Source organism: Actinomadura bangladeshensis, assembly GCF_004348335.1.
In the GTDB taxonomy this organism is placed as follows: Bacteria; Actinomycetota; Actinomycetes; order Streptosporangiales; family Streptosporangiaceae; genus Spirillospora; species Spirillospora bangladeshensis.
In genome coordinates, this window is the sequence record NZ_SMJW01000039.1 from 21,939 (window position 1) to 41,938 (window position 20,000).

The window sequence follows — 20,000 nt, forward strand, 5'->3', positions numbered from 1 at the left end:
ACCCGATCAGCCGACCAGGGTGTTCTTGTAGATGCGGCCGTCCTTGATGATGACTTTCAGGTTGGCCGGATCTGCGAGCAGTTCCAGGTCCGCGGTGGGGTCGCCGTCGACCACGAGGAGGTCGGCCCATGCGCCTTCGGCGATGACGCCCAGGTGGGCGACATGCGGCCCGGTGCCGTAGGCGGCAGCGTCGGCGGCGGTCGGGATCTGGTACGGGTCGCGCGGGCCGGACATGCGGAACAGTTCGGCATTGCCGGACGTGGCGATTTTCAGCGCCGCGACGGGTCCACCGGCCAGTCCGGCCATGCGGGTCAGCATTTCGCTCTGCCTGGTGCTCACTGCCGGGTTGAGCATCAGGTCGGTGCCGAACGCGAGCGGCACGCCGTACTTCACCGCCCACCCGAAGACGCGCTCCACTCCCTCGCACACCTGCCGGTTCTTCTCGGCCGACGCCGGATCCGCGTAGGCATGGTCGTCTTCGGCGAACGGCTGGATGCACAGCCGGACGTCGTGGTCGGCCATGTACCTGACGTCGTCCTCCTCGGCCAGCTGCCCGTGCTCGATCACCTGGACACCCGCCTCGACCGCCCGCCGGATGCCGGCGCCGGTGTAGACGTGGACCGCCACGTACGTGCCCCAGTCGGCCGCCGCCCGCACCCCGGCGCGCAGCTCGTCCGGCGTGTACTGCAGGACGTCCAGATGGTCGTAGGCCGAGGCGACACCGCCCCCGGCCATCATCTTGATCTGGGAGGCGCCCTTCTTCAGCTGCTCGCGGACGCCGGCGAGCACCTGCGCCGGGCCGTCGGCGATCCGCATGAGCCCGAGCTCCTCGGCGCGCGTGGCGGTCCCGCCGAGAGCGGTCGGCACGTCGTAGACCATGCCGAAGTCGCCGTGCCCTCCGGTCTGCGACAGGCCGGCCTGGCTCGGGTAGATCCGGGGGCCGGGCAGCGCGCCCGCGTCGATCATGCGCTTCAGGTCGCCGGTGTCGCCGGCCATGTCGCGGACGGTCGTGAACCCGCGCATCAGCATCGCCTCGGCCTCGGCCGCGCCCTTGAGGTACCCGAGGCCCGCACCGCCGAGCATCAGCTCGGCCTGCGTGGCACCGGCCAGGATGAGATGGACGTGGGCGTCGCTGAGCCCGGGGATGAGCGTCGCCCCGCGCCCGTCGATGACCATGGCCGCCGCGACGCCGGCGGGCGGGTCACCGTCCCCCACGGCCTTGATCTTGGTGCCGTCGATCACCACGTGCCCGGCCCGGACCCGGTCGCTCACCCCGTCGAAGACCCGCACACCGCGGATCATGATCGTCCCGGCGCGCCGCTGTTCACTCACGCCCGCCTCGTGCCCGCTGCACCAACCGCGAGCAGGCGACCGCCGAGGATTTGCCAAGGCTTACCCCACGCGTGACCGGGTGTGCCGCCGCGACTGCAGATCCCCATATCCAGGCTCTTCGTCGTTTCAGGAAAGTTTGCGAGGAGTCCTGTGGCCGAACCGTCCATCCATCGCGCCGGTGCCGCTGACCGTCCGGTGCTTGAGCGGCTGTGGCTGATGTTCCAGCACGACCGCGAACAAGTCGCCTCTTAGGACGAGAACGCCGCCGCCGCACGGTTCTGGCGGCATGCTGCCGAGGCGATCGCTCCGGGCGCCTGGACGGAGGAGCGCAGGGCCGTGCTGACGCGGCCTGATCTGCCGCTCGATGTGTGGATCACGTTCGGCGGTCCGGGACGTCCACGAGAACTCCGGGGTTGAGGATGGCGGCCGGGTCCAGTACGGATTTCACGGCTTGCAGTGCGGCGGCGAACGGGGCGGGGCGTTGGCGGTCGTACCAGGGGCGGTGGTCGCGGCCGACGGCATGGTGGTGGGTGATCGTGGCTCCGTGGGCCGAGAGCACGTCGGACACGGCCGTTTTGATCTCGTCCCATTGCGTCACGGTGGAGCCCCACCGGCCACTGGCGTAAACACCGAAATAGGGCGCGGGGCCGTCGGGATAGACGTGGGTGAAGCGGCACGTCACCACGCCTTCGGCGCCGACCGCGCGCATCGCGTCCTGCGCCGCCGACACGACGGCCTCGCGCAGGGCGGGGAAGCCGCCCCACGTGCAGGCGGTCTCGAACGTCTCCACGATCATGCCGTGGGCGGCCAGGGCGTCACGCTGGTAGGGCATGCGCAGGAACGCGGAACGCCAGGTGTCGGACGCGTCGCGGGCACCCGAACGCGGCTGCGGCCGTCCGCCATGGTCGCGGCACAGCTCCAGCGCCCGTTCCAAGGCCGCCTCGACCGGATGATCGGCGGATTCGAAGCCGAGCACGAGAACACCACCCGGTGAGTCGGTACCGGCGTTCAGCAGCGCCTCCATCGGGTCGAGCAGGCGACAGTTGGCCGGATTCAGCCCAGATTGCGCCAGCGCCCGGGTCGCGGCGACCGCGTCGTCGTAGCGGGCGAACAGGACGGACGCCCCCGCACGCCACTCGGGCCGCTCCTGCAGGCGCATCCACGCCTCGGTGATGATGCCGAGGGCGCCTTCCGAGCCCAGGAACAGGCGGTCGGGGGACGGGCCCGCACCCGAGCCCGGCAGCCGCAGCGACTCGCTCACCCCCGCCGGTGTCACCACCCGCAGGGACTCGACCAGCTCGTCGATGTGGGTGAGCACGGTCGCATAGTGGCCGCCCGAGCGCGTCGCCAGCCATCCGCCGAGGGTGGAGAACTCGAACGACTGCGGGAAGTGCCGCAGTGTGAGCCCGTGCGGCCGCAGGCGGTCCTCCAGGGCGGGGCCGTAGACGCCCGCCTGGATCCGGGCGGCCCTGGCGGCGGCGTCGATCTCGACCACGTCGGCGAGCCCGGCCAGGTCGAGGCTGATCGCGGGCCCGAGGCCGCGGGGCTCGACGCCGCCCACGACGGAACTGCCGCCGCCGTAGGGGACGACGGCGATCCCGGCGCCGGTGCACCAGTCCAGGACGTCCACCACGTCGCGCTCGTCCCGCGGCCGGACCACCAGGTCCGGGACGTCGCCCACGTCGCCGAGCAGGTTGCGGACCACGTCCCGGAACGCCTTCCCGCGCGCGTGGCCGAGCCGGTCGGCCACATCGCCGGAGCAGAGGACGGCGAGGGACGGCGGCGCCGCGATCCGCGGCGCCCGGACCCCCAGCTCATCGACCGGCGGAGGTTCGTGGTCGACCAGGCCTGCGCCGGGCAGCAGCGCGGCCACCCGGCCGACCAGCGCCGCCCGCTCGGCACCCGCGACCGCGCTCTCCAGATCGCCCCAACCCCACCAAGATCGCGTTCCCATCACGCCCCGATCATGCCTCTCCCCACCTCCCCGGTCGAGCCCCCTCAGCACGGCGAAGCCGGTTAGGCTGGAAAGTGGTATGGCGGTGCGGCGGGCAGTCAGGAGGAACCATGCGCAAGGTGGCCGACTGCAGGGACATGCCGAGCGAGATGGGGTGCACGCTCACCATCAGCGGTGAGGAGGACGAGGTCGTCCGCGCCGCCGCGGAGCACGCCGCCTCGGTGCACGGGCACGACGACACCCCGGAGTTGCGGGACGAGATCCGCGACCACCTCAAGGACGAGCCGGCGATGGCCAGGGGTTGAGGCATATGACCTTCCTACAGATCATCGAATATGAGACCGACCGCCAGGACGAACTGAACGGGCTGTTCGACGAGTGGGCGACCGCGACGGAGGGCAAGCGCACCGCGACGCACGAGTTCCACACCCGGGACCGCGAGAACCCGTCCCACTTCGTGGACATCGTCGAGTTCCCCTCCTATGAGGAGGCGATGCGCAACAGCGACCTGCCCGAGACCCGGCAGATCGCCGAGCAGATCAACGAGATGTGCCGCACCGGACCGAAGTTCATGAACCTCGAGGTCGTGCGGGACGACGTGCTGTGAGACCTCTGCCGTGCCAGCGGACGCCGACGCGTCCGCTGGCACGGCGGCTTGACCACGGGCTCCCCCTGCGGCCGGGCGGGGGCGGTGTCGCGGGCGGGAGCAGGTAATGACACACTTACATGAGTTTGTCTCATGGAGGTGTTCATGTCCGCGACCGTCCAGCCGCCCGAGAGCGTCACCTGGCGCGTCCACCTCGACCGGTCCATGTGGGTCGGCGGGGTGCGGAGCCTGATGCTGCAGGCACTGCACCCCATGGCGATGTGGGGCGTGTGGCAGAACTCGAACTTCCGCGAGGACCCGTTCGGGCGGCTGCAGCGGACGTCCGACTTCGTCGGGCTCGGCACCTTCGGCAGCCCGGAGGAGGTCGAGAAGGCCGCCTTCCGGGTGCGCGAGATCCACCGGAGCCTGCGCATCCTCAACCACGACACCGGCAAGAGGGAGCGGCTCGACCAGCCCGAACTGCTGCTGTGGGTGCACTGCGCGGAGGTCTACTCCTACCTGGAGGTGGCGCGGCGGGCCGGGCAGCCGCTGACCGACGCCATGGCCGACCGGTACCTGGACGAGCAGCGGAAGTCGGCCACGCTCGTCGGGCTGCACGCCGAGGACGTCCCCGGCAGCGTCGCGGAGATGGAGGCGTTCTTCGCCGAGATGCGGCCCCGGCTGCGGGTCACCGAGGAGGCGGCCGAGACCGTCCGGTTCCTCATGTGGCCGACGCTGCCGGACAACCTCAAGTTCCTCTCCCCCGGGAAGCCGGGCTACTTCCCGTTCGGGGCGCTCTGCTACTACTCGCTGCCGGACTGGGCGCGCGCGATGTACGGGGCGCTGCCGGAGGTGCCGCAGCCGGCGGTGACGGCCGCGCTGAAGTCGTTCCGGCTCGCGATGAACTCGGTGCCCGAGCGCGTCCACGACTACGCCTTCGCCAAGAACACCCGCGACATGCTCGAACGGAGCCGGCAGCGGCTCGCCGCCGAGGGCTACGACGTCAGCAGGGGCCTGTACGGGCTCCGCGACCCGCGCCGCTGGCCCGGCCGCCGGGCGCTCGCCTCGGCCTAGCCGATCCAGTCGGTCCAGTCGGACTAGTCGGTCTAGTCGGTGCGGAGGGCCGCCCACGGCTCCTTGCGCGGGGCGGCCTCCTGCCCTTCGGGGCAGTGGCGGGCGAAGTCGCACCATCCGCAGAGGGTGCCGGGACGCGGCGGGAACAGCTCGTCGTCCGCCCGGCCGTGCGAGCGGTACGCCTCGTCGGCCGCGGCGGCCTCCGCGGCGATCTGCTCGGCGCGGCGCATGTGCCGGGCGAGGGACTCCTCGGTGTGCTCCCACACCGCGACCTCGCCGGACGGCAGATGGTGCAGCTCGACGCGGCGGCACGGGCGGCGCAGGACGCGGGACGCCGCCACCGCGTAGATCGCCAGGGCGAGGGAGCCGCGGGCGTCGTCGGAGGTCAGGACGTGCCGGCCCGTCTTGTAGTCGACGACGACGAGTTCGGGGCCGCGCGCGTCGAGGCGGTCGATGCGGCCGGACACGGCGATCCGGTCGGTGCGCGTCGCGACCGTCCGCTCGACGCCGAGCGGCTCATCGGACGGGTCGAGGCCCGCGGCGTAGCGCTCGGTCATCTCCCGGGCCCGCTCGCGCCACTGCGCCGACTGCGCCTCGTCCCGGAAGCCGTCGGTCAGCCAGCCCCGGACGAGCAGCCGCCCGGCGGCCTCCGGCGTGCGCTCCGCCAGGGGCAGCCGCCACCAGCCCGCCAGCGCGTTGTGCACGCTCGCGCCGACGCTGTTGTGCGCCCACGGCGGGCCCTTCGGCGGCATCGGACGATCGAGGTAGGTCATCCGGTAGCGGCGCGGGCAGTCAAGCCAGGTGTTCAGCCGCGACGGCGTGCACGTGTACAGCCGCTGGGGCATCCCGTCGAAGCCCAGCTGCTCCATGCCCGGCCGCTCAGTCGTCGGACTCGTTCGCGAGCGAACCCCAGGTCTCCCAGCGGGCGTCCTCGTCGCCGACCGTGGTCTCCTCGCCCTGCGCGGGCAGCACCTTCAGCTCCTTCGGCAGCGGGGTCAGCAGCGCGCCGATCGAGTTGAGCTGCTTGCGCAGGTCCTCGTAGACGCCGCCGATCGAGCCGGGACGGCCGCGGTGCAGGGTGTCGCCGGAGAACAGCGTGCCGAGCTGCTCGCTGATCACGCAGACGCTGCCGGGCGTGTGGCCCGGGGTGTGCACGATCTCCAGCTGCGCGTCGCCGATCTCGAAGACGCCGCCGTCCTCCAGCCAGATGTCGGGTTCGAGGGAGCGGAGCGCCTTGGCGTCGTCCTCGTCCTCCTCGTCCTTGGCGAGGCGGCCGAAGTAGTCGCGCCACAGCAGCCGGTCGGCGCGGTGCATCGCGATCGGGGCCCAGTCGTCCTCGTCCTCCTCGCCGGCCGCGGCGACCTCCAGCACCACGCTGAGGTGGTGCTCGTTGCCGTCGGTCAGGATGACGGCCATGACCTCGCGGTCGCCGACCTCCTTGAGGATGGCCTCGGCGTCGTAGGCCGGGTCGATCACGATGACCTCGTCGTCGTCGCCGACGATGTAGGCGTTGTTCTCGACGTCGTACTCGGTGTCGTCCAGGGTGAGCGTCCCCGACGTCACCACCTGTTCGATGCGCGCGTCCACGCAACGCACCCTACCGTGCTTCGCGCTCCCGTTCCGGCACACCGAGATCACCGCCGGACGCGGCCTCCGCGAGCCGCTCGAACGCCTCCGGCGCGGTGGTCTCCGCACCGAGCCGGTCGCCGGTCAGCTCGCCGTGGTCGTCGCTGGACCCGGTCGCGGCGAGCCCGAGCGCGGCGGCGAGACCGTGCAGGCGGGCGCGGTCCTCGGGGACGTGGTCGGGATGGTCGGCCTCGATCCCGGCGAGCCCGGCGGCGGCGAGCCGCTCGATCACCTCGTCCTCGAACACGTAGCCGCGGCGGCGCGCCCGCGGATGCGCCAGCACGCACACTCCCCCGGCCTCGCGGACCAGCCCGATCGCGCGCTCGGGGTCCGGCGCGTACCGCTCGACGTAGGCGCGGCCGCCCTGCGCGATCCACTGGGACGTGAACGCCTCGTCCGCCGTCCCGATCACGCCGGCCTCCACCATGGCGCCCGCGATGTGCGGGCGGCCGACCGCCTCGCCGCGAGCGAGCGCCCGGACCATGCCCCAGGTGACGTCCACGCCGAGGTCGCGGAGAAGGTCCACCATGCCCTGGGCCCTGATCACCCGGTCGTCGCAGATCCGGGCCAGCTCGGCGGCGAGCGCCGGGTGCTCCGGGTCGAACAGGTAGCCGAGCATGTGCAGGCTCCGGCCGTCCTCCTGGCAGGACAGCTCGATGCCGGGGACGAGCGTGAGGCCCTCCGGCAGGGCGCCCGCGGCCTCGTCCCAGCCGGCGACGGTGTCGTGGTCGGTGAGCGCGACCACGTCCAGGCCGCGCGCCCGCGCCCGCTCGACGAGCTCGGCGGGCGGCCGGGTCCCGTCGGAGGCGTCGCTGTGGCAGTGGAGGTCGATTCGCAGGTCGGTTCGCATGGCCCGATCCGTATCAGTCGTCGAGCCGCGGACTGTGGGCGCCGTAGGGCAGATCGAGGTCCATGCCGGGTTCGCGCAGGTCGAGGAGGTTCTGGCTCTCCAGCATGAGGACGCCGGCGTCGGCGGGCCACAGCACCGCCCACAGCCAGTTGCCCATCGCCTCGCCCACGTAGACGGCCCGGTCGGGCCGGGCGCCGACCGCCCACATGGGGACCGAGCGCCCGCAGGTCGCCGCCGGGCCGCTCACGTCGAGCTTCACGTGCGGCGGGCCGCCGTTGAACGCGTCGCCGGGGTCGGAGCCCTCCAGCCCGGCGTAGTGGGCGCCGAGCCCGATGCCGGGCTCCTCGGCGATCAGCACCATGTCGGCGGGGCCGCGCAGGAGCCCCGGCCCGGACACGGCGACGGCCGTCGCCCGCGCGCCCGTGCGGTCGTCCCCGACCGTGGCGAATCCCGTGACGAGCCAGGCCGGCGGAAGGGGCCAGGGCGTCCAGACGGGGACCTTCGCGTCGCGCAGCACGGCGGCCAGCCCGTCCGGGCCGGGACGCTTGGAGGGCTGCCTCGGCAGCACGGCGCCGTGCACGCCGCACGTCCAGTCGCTGGACCAGAGTCCCGGTGCGCTGAGCGGACCCGCGCAGCGCGGGCACATCGGCTCCGCCCTCATGACTACCCACCCTGCGCGGCGACGTCCCGGATCGTCAAGTTCGGGCAGGTGGCCCGCGGGGAAAGGGGGCACAAAATGGGGTCATGGAGAAGCGGTCATGAGGAAGCGGTGCGTCGGCGGGATCGTGCGCGACGGCGACGGGCGGCTGCTCCTCGTCCGGCGCGGGCGCCCGCCGGGCGAGGGGCAGTGGTCGATACCGGGCGGCCGGGTCGAGCCCGGCGAGGACGACGCGGCCGCCGTCGCGCGGGAACTGAAGGAGGAGACCGGCCTGGACGTCGCCGTCGGCGCGCTCGCCGGGACGGTCGAGCGCGCCGGGCCGGGCGGCGTCACCTACGAGATCCACGACTACGCGGCCACCGTGACCGGCGGGACGCTCCGCGCGGGCGACGACGCCGCCGACGCGCGCTGGGTGCGGCCGGACGCCCTCGGCGACCTCCCGCTCACGCCGGGCCTCGTCGACGCGCTCAGGCTGTGGGGCGTCCTGTGACGGCGGCGTCCTCCGGCATCTGCACCGGCTCCGGCTCCGGTTCCGGGACGACCGGCACGCCGCCGCCCGCGGTGATGCGCTGAACGCGCATGCGCCGCGCCAGCAGGACGACGACGGCCGCGTAGAGCGCCATCGGGACGACGTCCGCCGCCACGACCTGCCACGGCACGCCGCCCTGCTCGATGTCGAGCTTGCCGACCGCCGCCGGGAGGAGGAACGCCATCAGGTTGTTGAACACGTGCAGCGCGATGCTCGACTCCAGGCCGCCCGTCCGGACCGCCAGCCATGCCGCGATCGCACCGAACAGGAAGATGTCGAGGATGCCCCAGCTCGTGTAGCCGTGCCCGGCCGTGAACAGCGCCGACCCGAGCACGATCCCGGGCCACGGGGTGCGGAGCACCGCGCTGAAGGCCCGCCCGACCCGGCTCCGCGCGTTCTCCAGCGTGCAGGCGCCCACGGCCTGGAGCAGCCAGCCGCGGAAGACGTACTCCTCGGCCGCCGACTGGAACGGCACCAGCAGGATGATCACGATCGCGGGGGCCAGGAACCGGCCCCAGCCGACCCAGTGCTCGTCGGCGCCGGAGCGGTCGTCCATCGCGATGGCCGCCACGACCGACGTCCCGTAGGACACGACGCAGAACGCGATCGCCAGGCCGCAGCACACCAGCATCCAGCGCCACCGCAGCCGTCCGGCGACCGAGGACAGCGTGCCCGGCCGCCGCCGCTGGACGAGCCAGGCCACGCCCAGCGCGACCGGCAGGAACAGGGCGAGCGACCCGAGGTTGAAGGCGAGGTCGGCCGTGTCGTTGCCGAAGAGCGAGTCGGTGTCGGTCGCGGTGGGGTCCGGCGCGTCCCCGGTGACCAGCGCGTTGACGATCATGCCCACGGCCATCAGCGGGATCGCGAGCCCGAACCCGCCGACGAGGAGCACCAGGCTGCCGAGCAGCGGGCGCCACCACCGGTGCGCCTCGTCCCGCGCCGCCTGGTGGTAGGGCCGCCCCTCCGGCGGGGGCACCGTCCACGGCCGCTTGGCCGGCGGCATGCCGTACCCGTACCCGGGGCCGTACGGTCCCGGCCCGTAGGGGGCCTGCGAGTAGGGGCCGGGCTGCGCGGGGGCCCCCGGCCAGTAGGGCATCCCGGGCACGTACTCCGGCTCCGGGCCGGCCCCGCCGTAGGGCTGCGCCTGCTGCGCCGGCTGCTCATACTGGGGCTGCGCGTACTGCGGCTCTGCGTACTGCGGCTCTGCATACCAGGGCTGCGGGTAGGGCTGCGGCTGCTCGGGGCGGCCGGGTTCCGGGACGGGGACGGCGGCGTCCGGCGGCGCCCAGCCGCCGCTGCTCTCCCCTGGTTCTGACACGTGCGACCCCTCCCGTGGACCCTTCGTCCGTGGGACGAATCGTACGGCCAGTCAGTGCCCGCGGGGGTCGGGGCGCCCGGTGCGGGCCAGCCCGGCGGCGCGGCCCTTGGCGGCGATGACGAGCGCCATCTTGCGGGACGCCTCGTCGATCATCTCGTCGCCGAGGGTGGCGGCGCCGCGTCCCTCGCGCACGGACCGCTCGTAGGCGTCCAGGATCAGCTCGGCGTGGTCGTAGTCCTCCTGGGACGGGGAGAACACCGCGTTCCCCGCGTCGATCTGCGACGGGTGCAGCACCCACTTGCCGTCGAAGCCGAGGGCGGCCGAGCGCCGCGCGACCCGCGTGAACGCGTCCACGTCCCGGACGTTGAAGTAGGGCCCGTCGACGGCCTGCAGGTCGTGGGCGCGGGCGGCGATCAGGATCCGCATGAGGATGTGGTGGTAGGCGTCGCCCTCGGTGTAGCCGGGCGGCTGCTCGCCGACGACCAGGGTCTTCATGTTGAGCGACGCCATGAGGTCGCCCGGCCCGAGCACGAGGGCCTCCAGCCGGGGCGACGACGCGGCGATCGCGTCGATGTTGGTCAGCCCCTGGGCGTTCTCGATCTGGGCCTCGATGCCGATGCGGCCCACCGGCAGGCCCGTCGCCCGCTCGATCTGGGTGAGGAGCCGGTCGAGCCACTGGACGTGCGCGGCGTCCGACACCTTCGGCAGCATGATCGCGTCCAGGTTCGCACCGGCGGCCTCGGCGACCTCGATCACGTCCCGGTACGCCCACTGCGTGTCGAGGTCGTTGACGCGCACCACCCTGGTCTTGCCGGACCAGTCGCCCTCGTTCAGCGCCGCGGCGACGGTTTTGCGGGCGTCCTGTTTGGCGGACGGCGCGACGGCGTCCTCCAGATCGAGGAAGATCTCATCGGCGGGCAGGCCCTGCGCCTTCTCGATGAAGCGCGGGTTGCTGCCCGGGACGGCGAGGGTGGTACGTCGAGAGCGCATGGCCCGGATGCTATCCAGCCGATGTGAGACCCTTCGGACATGGGTCTGAACGGGGCGCTGGTGGAGGAGGCGGCCAAGAAGTCGGGGCTGCTGTGGCTGGACCTGCCCGGCCTCCCGCAGCCGCGGGCCGCCTGGCACGTGTGGCACGACGGCTCCGCCTACGTGCTGACCGGAGGCGAGGGCGAGCAGCCGCTGCCGGGGCTGGCCGAGTCCGCGCGGGTGACGGTGATCCTCCGCAGCAAGGACAAGGGCGGACGGCTCCTCTCGTTCACCGCCGGCGTGCAGGTGGTCGAGCCGGGCACCGGGCTGTGGGACGCCGTGACGCCCGTCCTCGCCAAGGAGCGCCTCAACGCCCGCACCCACGAGGGCCAGGTGGAGACGTGGGCGACCGAGTCGTGGATCGTCCGGCTGACCCCGCTGGAAGAGGTCGTGGCGGCGGACGAGGAGTACGCGGCCGTCCGCCCGGTGCCGACCCCGGCGACCACCGCCGGCCCGCCGCCGCGGATGCTCGGCGGCAAGCGCCGCCGAGCCGACCGCTAGCCCGAGCCGACCGCTAGCCCGAACGCCGGGGCGCCGGCTACATCGGGAGCCGGCGGCCCTCCGCGAGAGCGCGCAGCTTGTCCGGATTGGCGACCAGGTGGATCGTCTGGACCTGGCCGGACGGGTCGATGTCGACGGTGACGGCGCTGATCGGGCCGTCCGGGCCGGCCACCACGATCGCCGGCTCGCCGTTGATCTCGACGCGCTCGAACCGCATCGCGGACGGCTCGACGCCCTGGTAGGTCACGCCGCTGATGCCGGCGAGGAAGCGGCCCACCTTGCCGGCGCCGAAGATCGCCCGGCGCGGGGCGCGGACCTTGCCGCCGCCGTCCGACCACAGTGCGACGTCGGGGGCGAGGACCTCCATGAGCCGGTTGATGTCGCCGCCGAGGACCGCGTCCAGGAACCGCTCGGTCGCGGCGCGCCGCTCGGCGCCGTCCGCCTCGAAGCGGGGGCGGCGCGCCTCCACGTGCTTGCGGGCGCGGGTGCCGAGCTGCCGCACGGACGCCTCCGACCGGTCCAGCGCCGACGCGATCTCCGCGTACGGGTAGCCGAAGACCTCCTTGAGGACGAAGACGGCGCGCTCCAGCGGGCTCAGCGTCTCCAGGACGACCATCATCGCGATCGACACCGACTCCGACAGCTCGGCGTCCTCGGCGACGTCCGGGCTGGTCAGCATCGGCTCCGGCAGCCACGGCCCGACATAGGTCTCGCGCCGGGCCTGCGCCGAGCGCAGCCGGTCGAGCGCGACGTTGGTGGTGATCCGGACGAGGTAGGCCTTCGGGTCGGCCACCCCCGACCGGTCGCCGGAGGACCAGCGCAGCCACGCGTCCTGCACGGCGTCCTCCGCGTCGGCGGCCGTGCCCAGCATCCGGTAGGCCACCGCGAACAGCAGGTTCCGGTGTTCCTCGAAGGCGTCGGTCATCGTCGTCAACCCTTTCATGCCCGCTAGGACGGGGCACCCGCGGGGAATGTGACATGCTCCGCCCGAAGAGTCCGATGTGACCCCGGATCAGCCGGTCGATCATGGGTAGTGTCCGGACCATGAGTGCGGCACCGACACGGGTGTTCATCGCCCGGCTGGCGGGCATCGCGGTGTTCGACCCCGCCGGTGACCAGGTCGGCAGGGTCCGCGACGTCGTGGTCGCGCTGCGGCTGGCGCCGCGCCCGCCGCGGGTGCTCGGGCTGGTGGTGGAGGTCGCGTCGCGGCGGGCGGTGTTCCTGCCGATCACCCGGGTGACGGTGATCGAGGCGGACGCGATCATCTTCGACGGGCGGCTCAACGTGCGGCGCTTCCAGAAGCGCGAGTCCGAGACGCTCGTCATCGCGGAGATGCTGGACCGGACGATCCGGTTCCGCGACTCCGGCGAGCCCGTCTCCGTCGTGGACGTCGCGATGGAGCCGACCCGCACCCGCGACTGGCTGGTCGGCAAGGTCGCCGTCCGCCGCCGGACGGGACGCGCGCTGCGCAAGCGCGGGGAGAGCCTCGTCGTCGACTGGGACGACGTGGAGGGCTTCTCCGCCGTCGAGCTCGGGCAGGGCGCGGCCGGGCTGATCGCCGCGTTCGAGCGGATGAAGGCCGCCGACCTCGCCAACATCGTCCACGAGCTGCCGGAGAAGCGGCGCACCGAGGTCGCGGCGGCGCTGGACGACGAGCGGCTCGCCGACGTCCTGGAGGAGCTGCCCGAGGACGACCAGATCGAGATCCTCGGCAAGCTGAGCGTGGAGCGGGCCGCCGACGTCCTGGAGGTGATGGGCCCCGACGACGCCGCCGACCTGCTCGGGGAGCTGCCGACCGAGCAGCGCGAGCGGCTGCTGACGCTGATGGAGCCGCAGGACGCGGCGCCGGTGCGGCGGCTGCTCACCTACCCCGACCACTCGGCGGGCGGGCTGATGACCACCGACCCGGTGATCGTCGCGCCGGACGCGACGGTCGCCGAGGCGCTCGCGCTGATCCGCCGCCCCGACCTGAACCCGGCGCTCGCCGCGCAGGTGTACGTGTGCCGGCCGCCGACCGCGACGCCGACCGGCCAGTACCTCGGCACGGTGCACTTCCAGAAGCTGCTGCGCGAGCCGCCGCCGACGCTGGTCAGCGGCATCGTGGACACCGAACTGGACCCGCTGCGGCCGACCATGTCGCTGGAGGCCGTCGCGATGTTCCTGGCCACCTACAACCTCGTCGCGGGCGCGGTCGTGGACGAGAACGGGCACCTGCTCGGCTCGGTGACGATCGACGACGTCCTCGACCATCTGCTGCCCGAGGACTGGCGGGAGGCGGTGATGGACGCCGCCGCCGAGGAGTCCGCCGATCCCGAGGAAGAGGCTCTGCGGGGGACGACATGATGACGACACGGCCGATGACCGCGCGCCTGGACCAGCCGAGGGAGGTCCGCCGGACGCTGCTGCCGCGGATCCACTACGACCCGGAGTCGTTCGGGCGGCTGTCGGAGCGCATCGCGCGGTTCCTCGGCACCGCCAGGTTCATCGTCTACATGACCGTGTTCGTGGCGGTGTGGATCGTGTGGAACCTGGCGGCGCCCGCCGCGCTGCGGTTCGACCCGTACCCGTTCATCTTCCTGACGCTGATGCTGTCGCTGCAGGCGTCCTACGCGGCGCCGCTGATCCTGCTCGCGCAGAACCGGCAGGACGACCGGGACCGCGTCCAGTACGAGCAGGACCGGGCCCGCGGCGACCGCAGCATCGCCGACACCGAGTACCTGACCCGGGAGATCGCCGGGCTGCGGGTGGCGCTGAGCGAGGTCGTCACCCGCGACTTCCTGCGCTCGGAGCTCCAGCAGATCATCAAGGACCTGGACGCGAAGGAGCCCGCCCCGTAGCGGTAGGGCCCTCAGGCGGGGGCGTTCTCGTCGGCGAGCTTGTCGAGGATCCGCCCGAGGGCGCGCAGGTCGGCCTCGTCCAGCCGGCTGAGCAGGTGGTCCTGGACGCCCTGCCGGTAGGTCGGGGCGGCCTCGGCGAGCCGCTCCCGCCCGGCGGCGGTCAGCGCCGCGTACAGGCCGCGGGCGTCGTCCGCGCAGGACTGCCGGACCACCAGCCCGTCGCGCTGCAGCCGGTCGACGAGCCGGGTCAGCCCGCTGCGCGACAGCAGGACCCGGTCGGCGAGGTCGTTCATCCGCAGCCGCCCGCCCGCCGCCTCGCCGAGGTGCATGAGCACCTCGTAGGAGCCGAGCGCGAGGTCGTGCCGGGCCGCCAGGTCCGCCTGCAGGCGGCGGGAGAGCTGCGCCTGGGCGCGCAGCATCGTCCGCCGGACGGCCGGCTCGGCGGCCGGGAGGATACCGGTGGTCACCGGACCGATGGTACGGCGGGCGGGCCGCCGGCGCGATGGAGACGCACGCGACATGTGAGGACCGACACCCTGATTAACGGGTACGCCCTCGGGGTTCATACCATGGACGCATGGCCTCCCAGTTGACGACCGAGCGGGTGACCGAGGCTCTCGCCACGGTGAACGATCCTGAGATCCACAAGCCCATCACCGAGCTCGACATGGTCAAGAGCGTCGACATCGCCTCGGACGGCTCCGTCCGTGTCGGCGTCTACCTGACCGTGGCCGGATGTCCGATGAAGGACACCATCACCAAACGCGTCACGGAGGCCGTCTCCAAACTCGACGGGGTCGCCTCCGTCCAGGTCGACCTGGACGTGATGAGCGAGGAGCAGCGCAAGGACCTGCAGACCAAGCTCCGCGGCGGGCAGCCCGCCAAGGAGATCCCGTTCGCCAAGCCGAACTCGCTGACCAAGGTGTACGCGGTGGCGAGCGGCAAGGGCGGCGTCGGCAAGTCGTCGGTGACGGTGAACCTCGCCGCCGCGCTGGCCGCGCAGGGCCGCAAGGTCGGGGTCGTCGACGCCGACATCTACGGCCACTCGGTGCCGCGGATGCTCGGCGTGGAGCATTCGCCCACCAAGGTGGAGGACATGATCCTCCCGCCGACCGCGCACGACGTGAAGGTGATCTCGGTCGGCATGTTCACCGCCGGGAACCAGCCGGTCGTGTGGCGCGGGCCGATGCTGCACCGCGCGCTCCAGCAGTTCCTCTCGGACGTGTACTGGGGCGACCTCGACATCCTGCTGATGGACCTGCCGCCCGGCACCGGCGACATCGCGATCTCCGTCGCGCAGCTGCTGCCGTCCGCGGAGATCCTCGTCGTCACCACGCCGCAGCAGGCCGCCGCCGAGGTGGCCGAGCGGGCCGGCGCGATCGCCGCGCAGACGCACCAGCAGGTCGTCGGCGTGATCGAGAACATGTCCTACCTGTCCTGCCCGCACTGCGGCGAGCAGCAGTTCCTGTTCGGCGAGGGCGGCGGCCAGACGGTCGCGGACGCGCTGACGAAGACGCTCGGCACCCGCGTCCCCGTGCTCGGCCAGGTGCAGATCGACCCGCGCCTGCGCGAGGGCGGCGACAACGGCGTCCCGCTGGTGCTGTCCGACCCCGACGCGGGCGCCGCCAAGGAGCTGCGCACCATCGCCGACAAGCTCGGCGGCCGCAGCCGCGGCCTCGCCGGCATGTCCCTCGGCATCAGCCCCAAGGGGCGCTGACTCCCAGGGGGGCGACCCCCTGGAACCCCCGTCACGACGCAGGCGATCCTCACGCCGCCGTTGCGGTCTGTCGCGCCCGCGACGGACGCGCGGCGTCGCTGCGGTCGCCTGCGTCGCCGGGCATGCCCGCTGCGCTCGCAGAGCTCGCTCCGCGTGCCTGCCCGTGTTCCGGCTGATGTTCTCCCCAGCAGGGCTGGGTCGCTTCGTCAGGTTGCTTCGCTGTCGAAGGGCGGGGGCTCGTCCGATTCGAGGCGGCCGGCCGTGGTGGCGTAGGAGGGCTCGTCGTCGAACAGGCCGGCGCCGTTCGTGTTCGCGGCGGCCGGGTGGGTGTCGTCGTCCTCCAACAGGTGCTTGCGGACGAACGTCTTGGGGTTGAGGTCGTTCAGGTCGAAGTCCTTGAACTCCGGCCCGAGGCCCTCCTGGAGGTCCGCCTTGGCGCTGTCGGCCATCTGGCGGAACTGCCGCAGCATGCGGCCCGCCTGCCCGGCGACCTGCGGCAGTTTGTCCCCGAAGATGACCAGGGCGAGGACGACGAGCACCACCATCTCACCGAGTCCGACGTCGAACAACCCGTCCTCCACAAGCCGTCAGGGGCCGGTCCGCGCGGACCGGCCCCCTCAGCGTATCCCGAGCCCGGACGAACCGGACCTGCGGATCTCTCCGCGTGCTAGTCGGCGCCCAGCGTCAGCTGGACGGTGCCCTCCCTGCCGTCGCGCTCGTAGGTGACCGTGATGCGGTCGCCCGGGGCGCGGCTGCGGATCTGCGCGATCAGGTCGGTGGCGTCCTCGATCGGCTTGTCGTCGATCTTGGTGATCACGTCGCCGGGCTTCAGCCCCGCCTTGTCGGCCGGGCCGCCCTTGATCACCGGGTCCTGCCCGTTGACCTGCTGCGTCATGATCTTGGCGCCGCCGTCCTGGTAGCGCGGGTCCGGGAAGACGCCGAGCTTGGCCTGCCGGACGCTGCCGGTGCGGATGATCTCCTCGGCGACCCGCTTGCCCTGGTTGATCGGGATCGCGAAGCCGAGGCCGATGCTGCCGCTGCGCTGCTCGCCGCCGAGCGACTGGCCGCCGAGCGTCGCGATGGCGGTGTTGATGCCGATGACGCGGCCCTTCGCGTCCACCAGCGGGCCGCCGGAGTTGCCGGGGTTGATCGCCGCGTCGGTCTGGATCGCGTTGAGGTAGGACGCGTCGCCGCCGCCCTCGCCCTGCGTCGGCACGGCCCGGTTCAGCGAGCTGACGATGCCGGTGGTGACCGAGCCCTGCAGGCCGAGCGGCGAGCCGATCGCGATCACCGGGTCGCCCACGGCGATCTTGCTGGAGTCGCCGATCGGCAGCGGCGGCAGCGAGTGCTGGCCGGACGGCTTGAGGACGGCGACGTCCGAGCTCGGGTCGGCGCCCTTGACGGTCGCGGGCAGCGTCTTCTTGTCGTTGAAGACGATCTGTATCTGGCCGTTCCCGCCGCCGCCCGCGACGACGTGGTTGTTGGTGATGACGTAGCCGCCGTTGACGATGAAGCCGGTACCGCCGACCTCTCCCTGCGCGGACTGCACGCGGATCATCACGACGCTCGGCAGCACGCGCTGCGCGACGCCCGCGACGGAGTCCGGCGGGCGGCTCTGCACCTTGCTGTCGCTGCTGTTGCTGCCGCCGAGGCTCACCGAGCCGCCGTTGTCGTCGTTGTTGGTCGCGATGACGCCGATCCCGGCGCCGAGCGCGCCCGCCACCAGCGCGACGATCAGTGCGACGACGGCGAGCAGCCCGAGGCCGGGCCCGCCGCGCGAGGACGGCGGCATCGCGGGCACCGGCGCCCAGTTCGGGCCGGTGCCGCCGGGCGGCATGCCGTAGCCGGCCATCGGGCGGGGGCCGGGGCCGCCGGGCGGCGGGCCCGGCGGCGCGGGCGGCGGCGCCATCGCCGGCCGGGCGCCCGGAGGCGGCGGCGGGCCCTGGTGGGACTGGTGCGGCCAGCCGCCGGCCGGTCCGCCCTGCGCGAGGCGCGGGTCCTGGTTGTGCGGGACGAAGCCGGGGCGCGGACGGTCGTCGTCCACGGCGGGCTTGTCGAGCGGGACGGGCGGCGGGGGCTGCGGCATGTCGCGCGGCGGGACGTCCTGCAGCGGCACCTCCTGCGGCCCCATCCCGGCCGCGGCCCCCTGGAACGGCACGTCCTCACTGGTGTCGGGCGGGCTGCCGAGCGAGTCCGGCGGGGCGAACCCGCCGGCCACCAGGCGGTCGCCCTCGTTCGGCTCCCGGGCGTCCCGCGGGCCGTCCGCCGGGCGCGGGTCGTCGCCGGCCTCCGGCGCCGCCCCCGGCTCGGGGTCGTCCGCGGGCTGCGCCGCCGGGATCTCCCGGTCGGTCACCGTCTCGGGAGGAGCCGCCTCCTGCCGTTCAGGCTCCCGGCCGGAGGCGACCTCGTCGTCCTCCGCCGGTGCCCCCACCGGCCCGCGGTTGTCTTCCGTCATCCCCATCTCTCCTACCGAGCATGGTCCTCGTCATCCGTGCTCATGCTGCCCCTCAAGGCATGTGGCGAGCATAAGACCTCCCGCACCGCGCGCTCACCTTCGGTCAGTCGGACGGGTTCGCCGCCGAGGCCAGGCGGCGGGCGCCCCGCGCCAGCCTGCTCCAGAACGTGTCGGAGCCGCGCGGCATGTTCACGGCGACCGCGTCCGCCGTGCTCTGCGGGGCGTCCGTCAGGACCGTGTAGACGTAGCCCCGCCCGGCGGAGACGGCCCAGCGCCGCAGCGCCTCCCGGCGGTACACCGTCCGGCCCCGGCGGACGGTCTTCTGCCAGCCGGCCAGCCCGCGCTCGTCGAGGCCGCCGCGCTGCACGAACACCGAGACGGCGGCGAGGCCGTCGGAGTAGCTGAGGTGGACGGCACCGCCGTCCCCCTCGCGGCGCACGTCGTAGAGCGTGAGGCGGCCGGGCAGGTCCGCCGGGACGGGCCAGCCGCGGTCGCGCAGCCCGGCGATCCCGGCACCGTCCAGCCGCTCGCCCCACGCGCCCGAAGCGGACCCGGGGGCGGCCCCGTCGACGGCTCCGCCCGCGCTGGACCCGGGGAAGCGCAGCAGCCCGCCCCGGGGCTGGCCGAGCACGACCGGCTCCGCCGGCGGCGCGGTGAAGCTGATCTCGCTGAACCCGGTGACGACCACGGGCCGGCCGGTGGCGTCGATCAGCTCGCGGTGCAGCATCAGCCCCGTCTCGCGGTCGATCCAGAAGCGCCCGGCGGGGCTGCCGTCCGGGCGGCGGGCCTCGACGACGCGGGCCGGGCGGCCGCAGACCGCCGCGTCCGCCGCGCGGACCACCGAGTAGTTGCGGGTCAGCAGCGCGAGGGTCTCGGAGGTGAAGCCGGTGGTGTCGCCGGCGGCGGACTCGGCCCGGTACCCGGTCCCGCCGGTCCCCGACCGGTAGCGGATGCCCTCGCCGGGCCGGTGGGACACGGTCACCCGGGACGTGGCGGACCGGCTCCGGTTCCACGTGGTGAGGAACCGCCGGCCCTGGTACGGGACGCGCTGGGCGGCGTCGGCGGCGGCGCGCAGCAGCCCCACGGCGCCCGGGTCGCTGCTCACGCGGCGCGCCGCGGCCGGATCTCCGGCCAGCAGCCCGGCGATGGCGAGCGCGCCCGCGATGCCGCCGACCAGCAGGGCGCCCCGCCGGTTCCGCCACCTCCCGAGCACGCCGGTCCGGGCCGGCGCGGGCACGCTCACGGGCCCGGGGAGACCTGGACCTGGTAGACCGGGTCGGTGAGCGGGTCGGTCATCGGCGCGTCCCCGGAGGTCAGCGCGTGCTCGACGGCGAACCGGTCGAAGGCCGGCGTGACGGTCGGCGCGTCCTGGCGCCCGCCGGCGATGTAGGAGGCGGTGCCCAGGCCGAGGACGAGCGTGGCGGCGCCGACGGCCAGCACGCGGCGCCGGGGGCCGACCTGGACGGCGGCGGCGTGCCCGGCCGGGCGGTTGTCGCGCGGGCGCGCGGCGGGAGCCGTCCGCACCGGGCGGGCC

General features: G+C 73.5%; 21 protein-coding genes and 1 pseudogene. 8 read left to right on the forward strand and 14 right to left on the reverse strand.

Annotated features, from left to right (window positions below; all coding sequences use genetic code 11):
- Nucleotides 1-6 precede the first annotated feature (6 nt).
- Entirely contained in the window at nucleotides 7-1,332 is a 1,326-nt protein-coding gene (locus E1284_RS10490) for a metal-dependent hydrolase family protein (RefSeq protein WP_243714389.1), read from the reverse strand.
- Between the two features lie 373 nt (nucleotides 1,333-1,705).
- Nucleotides 1,706-3,286 carry an FAD-binding oxidoreductase gene (locus tag E1284_RS10495; RefSeq protein ID WP_131938833.1) on the reverse strand — a complete coding sequence of 527 codons (1,581 nt, stop codon included), beginning with the start codon at nucleotides 3,284-3,286 and terminating at the stop codon, nucleotides 1,706-1,708.
- Between the two features lie 110 nt (nucleotides 3,287-3,396).
- On the opposite strand from E1284_RS10495, the gene E1284_RS10500 reads away from it, so the two are divergent.
- The 3 genes from E1284_RS10500 (at nucleotide 3,397) to E1284_RS10510 (ending at nucleotide 4,946) form a co-directional block, all read left to right on the forward strand.
- Nucleotides 3,397-3,591: a DUF1059 domain-containing protein gene (locus E1284_RS10500; RefSeq protein WP_131938834.1), complete on the forward strand. Its 195-nt coding sequence runs from the start codon at nucleotides 3,397-3,399 to the stop codon at nucleotides 3,589-3,591.
- Nucleotides 3,592-3,596: 5 nt separating this feature from the next.
- Nucleotides 3,597-3,893, forward strand: coding sequence for a hypothetical protein (locus E1284_RS10505; protein ID WP_131938835.1), 297 nt, complete (start codon nucleotides 3,597-3,599; stop codon nucleotides 3,891-3,893).
- A 144-nt stretch (nucleotides 3,894-4,037) separates the two neighbouring features.
- Nucleotides 4,038-4,946 carry an oxygenase MpaB family protein gene (locus tag E1284_RS10510; RefSeq protein ID WP_131938836.1) on the forward strand — a complete coding sequence of 303 codons (909 nt, stop codon included), beginning with the start codon at nucleotides 4,038-4,040 and terminating at the stop codon, nucleotides 4,944-4,946.
- A 32-nt stretch (nucleotides 4,947-4,978) separates the two neighbouring features.
- Here the strand turns inward: E1284_RS10510 and E1284_RS10515 are convergent, their stop codons facing one another.
- The 4 genes from E1284_RS10515 to E1284_RS10530 are packed head-to-tail and all read right to left on the reverse strand — an operon-like array spanning nucleotide 4,979 to nucleotide 8,083.
- On the reverse strand, nucleotides 4,979-5,815 hold the full coding sequence (locus E1284_RS10515) for a RecB family exonuclease (protein ID WP_131938837.1): 837 nt from the start codon (nucleotides 5,813-5,815) through the stop codon (nucleotides 4,979-4,981).
- A 10-nt stretch (nucleotides 5,816-5,825) separates the two neighbouring features.
- On the reverse strand, nucleotides 5,826-6,533 hold the full coding sequence (locus E1284_RS10520) for an MBL fold metallo-hydrolase (RefSeq protein ID WP_131938838.1): 708 nt from the start codon (nucleotides 6,531-6,533) through the stop codon (nucleotides 5,826-5,828).
- 10 nt (nucleotides 6,534-6,543) lie between these two features.
- Nucleotides 6,544-7,422, reverse strand: a complete 879-nt coding sequence (locus E1284_RS10525; RefSeq protein WP_207923675.1) for a PHP domain-containing protein — start codon at nucleotides 7,420-7,422, stop codon at nucleotides 6,544-6,546.
- A gap of 13 nt (nucleotides 7,423-7,435) precedes the next feature.
- On the reverse strand, nucleotides 7,436-8,083 hold the full coding sequence (locus E1284_RS10530; RefSeq protein ID WP_131938839.1) for a DUF6758 family protein: 648 nt from the start codon (nucleotides 8,081-8,083) through the stop codon (nucleotides 7,436-7,438).
- A 97-nt stretch (nucleotides 8,084-8,180) separates the two neighbouring features.
- Between E1284_RS10530 and E1284_RS10535 the strand changes: the two genes are divergently transcribed.
- Nucleotides 8,181-8,570, forward strand: coding sequence for an NUDIX hydrolase (locus E1284_RS10535; protein ID WP_131938840.1), 390 nt, complete (start codon nucleotides 8,181-8,183; stop codon nucleotides 8,568-8,570).
- Here the strand turns inward: E1284_RS10535 and E1284_RS10540 are convergent.
- Complete coding sequence (locus E1284_RS10540; protein ID WP_131938841.1) at nucleotides 8,548-9,927, reverse strand: CPBP family intramembrane glutamic endopeptidase; 1,380 nt, start codon at nucleotides 9,925-9,927, stop codon at nucleotides 8,548-8,550. The two genes, E1284_RS10535 and E1284_RS10540, sit on opposite strands and share 23 nt — an antisense overlap.
- 51 nt (nucleotides 9,928-9,978) lie before the next feature.
- Nucleotides 9,979-10,917 carry an HpcH/HpaI aldolase/citrate lyase family protein gene (locus tag E1284_RS10545; protein WP_131938842.1) on the reverse strand — a complete coding sequence of 313 codons (939 nt, stop codon included), beginning with the start codon at nucleotides 10,915-10,917 and terminating at the stop codon, nucleotides 9,979-9,981.
- 39 nt (nucleotides 10,918-10,956) lie between these two features.
- Here E1284_RS10545 and E1284_RS10550 point away from each other — a divergent pair, with 39 nt between their 5' ends.
- Nucleotides 10,957-11,457 carry a hypothetical protein gene (locus tag E1284_RS10550; RefSeq protein ID WP_131938843.1) on the forward strand — a complete coding sequence of 167 codons (501 nt, stop codon included), beginning with the start codon at nucleotides 10,957-10,959 and terminating at the stop codon, nucleotides 11,455-11,457.
- Between the two features lie 37 nt (nucleotides 11,458-11,494).
- On the opposite strand, the gene E1284_RS10555 is transcribed toward E1284_RS10550, so the two are convergent.
- Nucleotides 11,495-12,400 (reverse strand): RNA polymerase sigma-70 factor, encoded by a 906-nt coding sequence (locus E1284_RS10555; RefSeq protein WP_207923676.1) that lies wholly within the window; start codon nucleotides 12,398-12,400, stop codon nucleotides 11,495-11,497.
- A gap of 101 nt (nucleotides 12,401-12,501) precedes the next feature.
- On the opposite strand from E1284_RS10555, the gene E1284_RS10560 reads away from it, so the two are divergent.
- On the forward strand, nucleotides 12,502-13,800 hold the full coding sequence (locus tag E1284_RS10560) for a magnesium transporter MgtE N-terminal domain-containing protein (RefSeq protein WP_131938844.1): 1,299 nt from the start codon (nucleotides 12,502-12,504) through the stop codon (nucleotides 13,798-13,800).
- Nucleotides 13,801-13,814: 14 nt separating this feature from the next.
- Nucleotides 13,815-14,294, forward strand: a complete 480-nt coding sequence (locus tag E1284_RS10565) for a DUF1003 domain-containing protein (protein ID WP_207923677.1) — start codon at nucleotides 13,815-13,817, stop codon at nucleotides 14,292-14,294.
- An 11-nt stretch (nucleotides 14,295-14,305) separates the two neighbouring features.
- On the opposite strand, the gene E1284_RS10570 is transcribed toward E1284_RS10565, so the two are convergent.
- Nucleotides 14,306-14,761, reverse strand: a complete 456-nt coding sequence (locus tag E1284_RS10570) for a MarR family winged helix-turn-helix transcriptional regulator (protein ID WP_131938846.1) — start codon at nucleotides 14,759-14,761, stop codon at nucleotides 14,306-14,308.
- A 110-nt stretch (nucleotides 14,762-14,871) separates the two neighbouring features.
- Between E1284_RS10570 and E1284_RS10575 the strand changes: the two genes are divergently transcribed.
- Nucleotides 14,872-16,011, forward strand: a complete 1,140-nt coding sequence (locus E1284_RS10575; protein WP_131938847.1) for an Mrp/NBP35 family ATP-binding protein — start codon at nucleotides 14,872-14,874, stop codon at nucleotides 16,009-16,011.
- 206 nt (nucleotides 16,012-16,217) lie between these two features.
- Here E1284_RS10575 and E1284_RS10580 read toward each other — a convergent pair whose 3' ends face one another.
- From E1284_RS10580 to E1284_RS41355, 4 genes and pseudogenes are all read right to left on the reverse strand, one after another.
- A complete protein-coding gene (locus E1284_RS10580; protein WP_131938848.1) occupies nucleotides 16,218-16,580 on the reverse strand; it encodes a sec-independent translocase in 363 nt (120 codons plus the stop codon).
- Between the two features lie 98 nt (nucleotides 16,581-16,678).
- The gene (locus tag E1284_RS10585) at nucleotides 16,679-18,466 is read right to left on the reverse strand and encodes a S1C family serine protease (protein ID WP_131938849.1); all 1,788 of its coding nucleotides are present in this window, start codon (nucleotides 18,464-18,466) and stop codon (nucleotides 16,679-16,681) included.
- Nucleotides 18,467-18,569: 103 nt separating this feature from the next.
- On the reverse strand, nucleotides 18,570-19,709 hold the full coding sequence (locus E1284_RS10590; protein WP_243714390.1) for a sigma-E factor regulatory protein RseB domain-containing protein: 1,140 nt from the start codon (nucleotides 19,707-19,709) through the stop codon (nucleotides 18,570-18,572).
- A pseudogene (locus tag E1284_RS41355) lies at nucleotides 19,706-20,000 on the reverse strand (hypothetical protein); the annotation flags it as partial. The gene E1284_RS10590 and the pseudogene E1284_RS41355, both read right to left, overlap by 4 nt.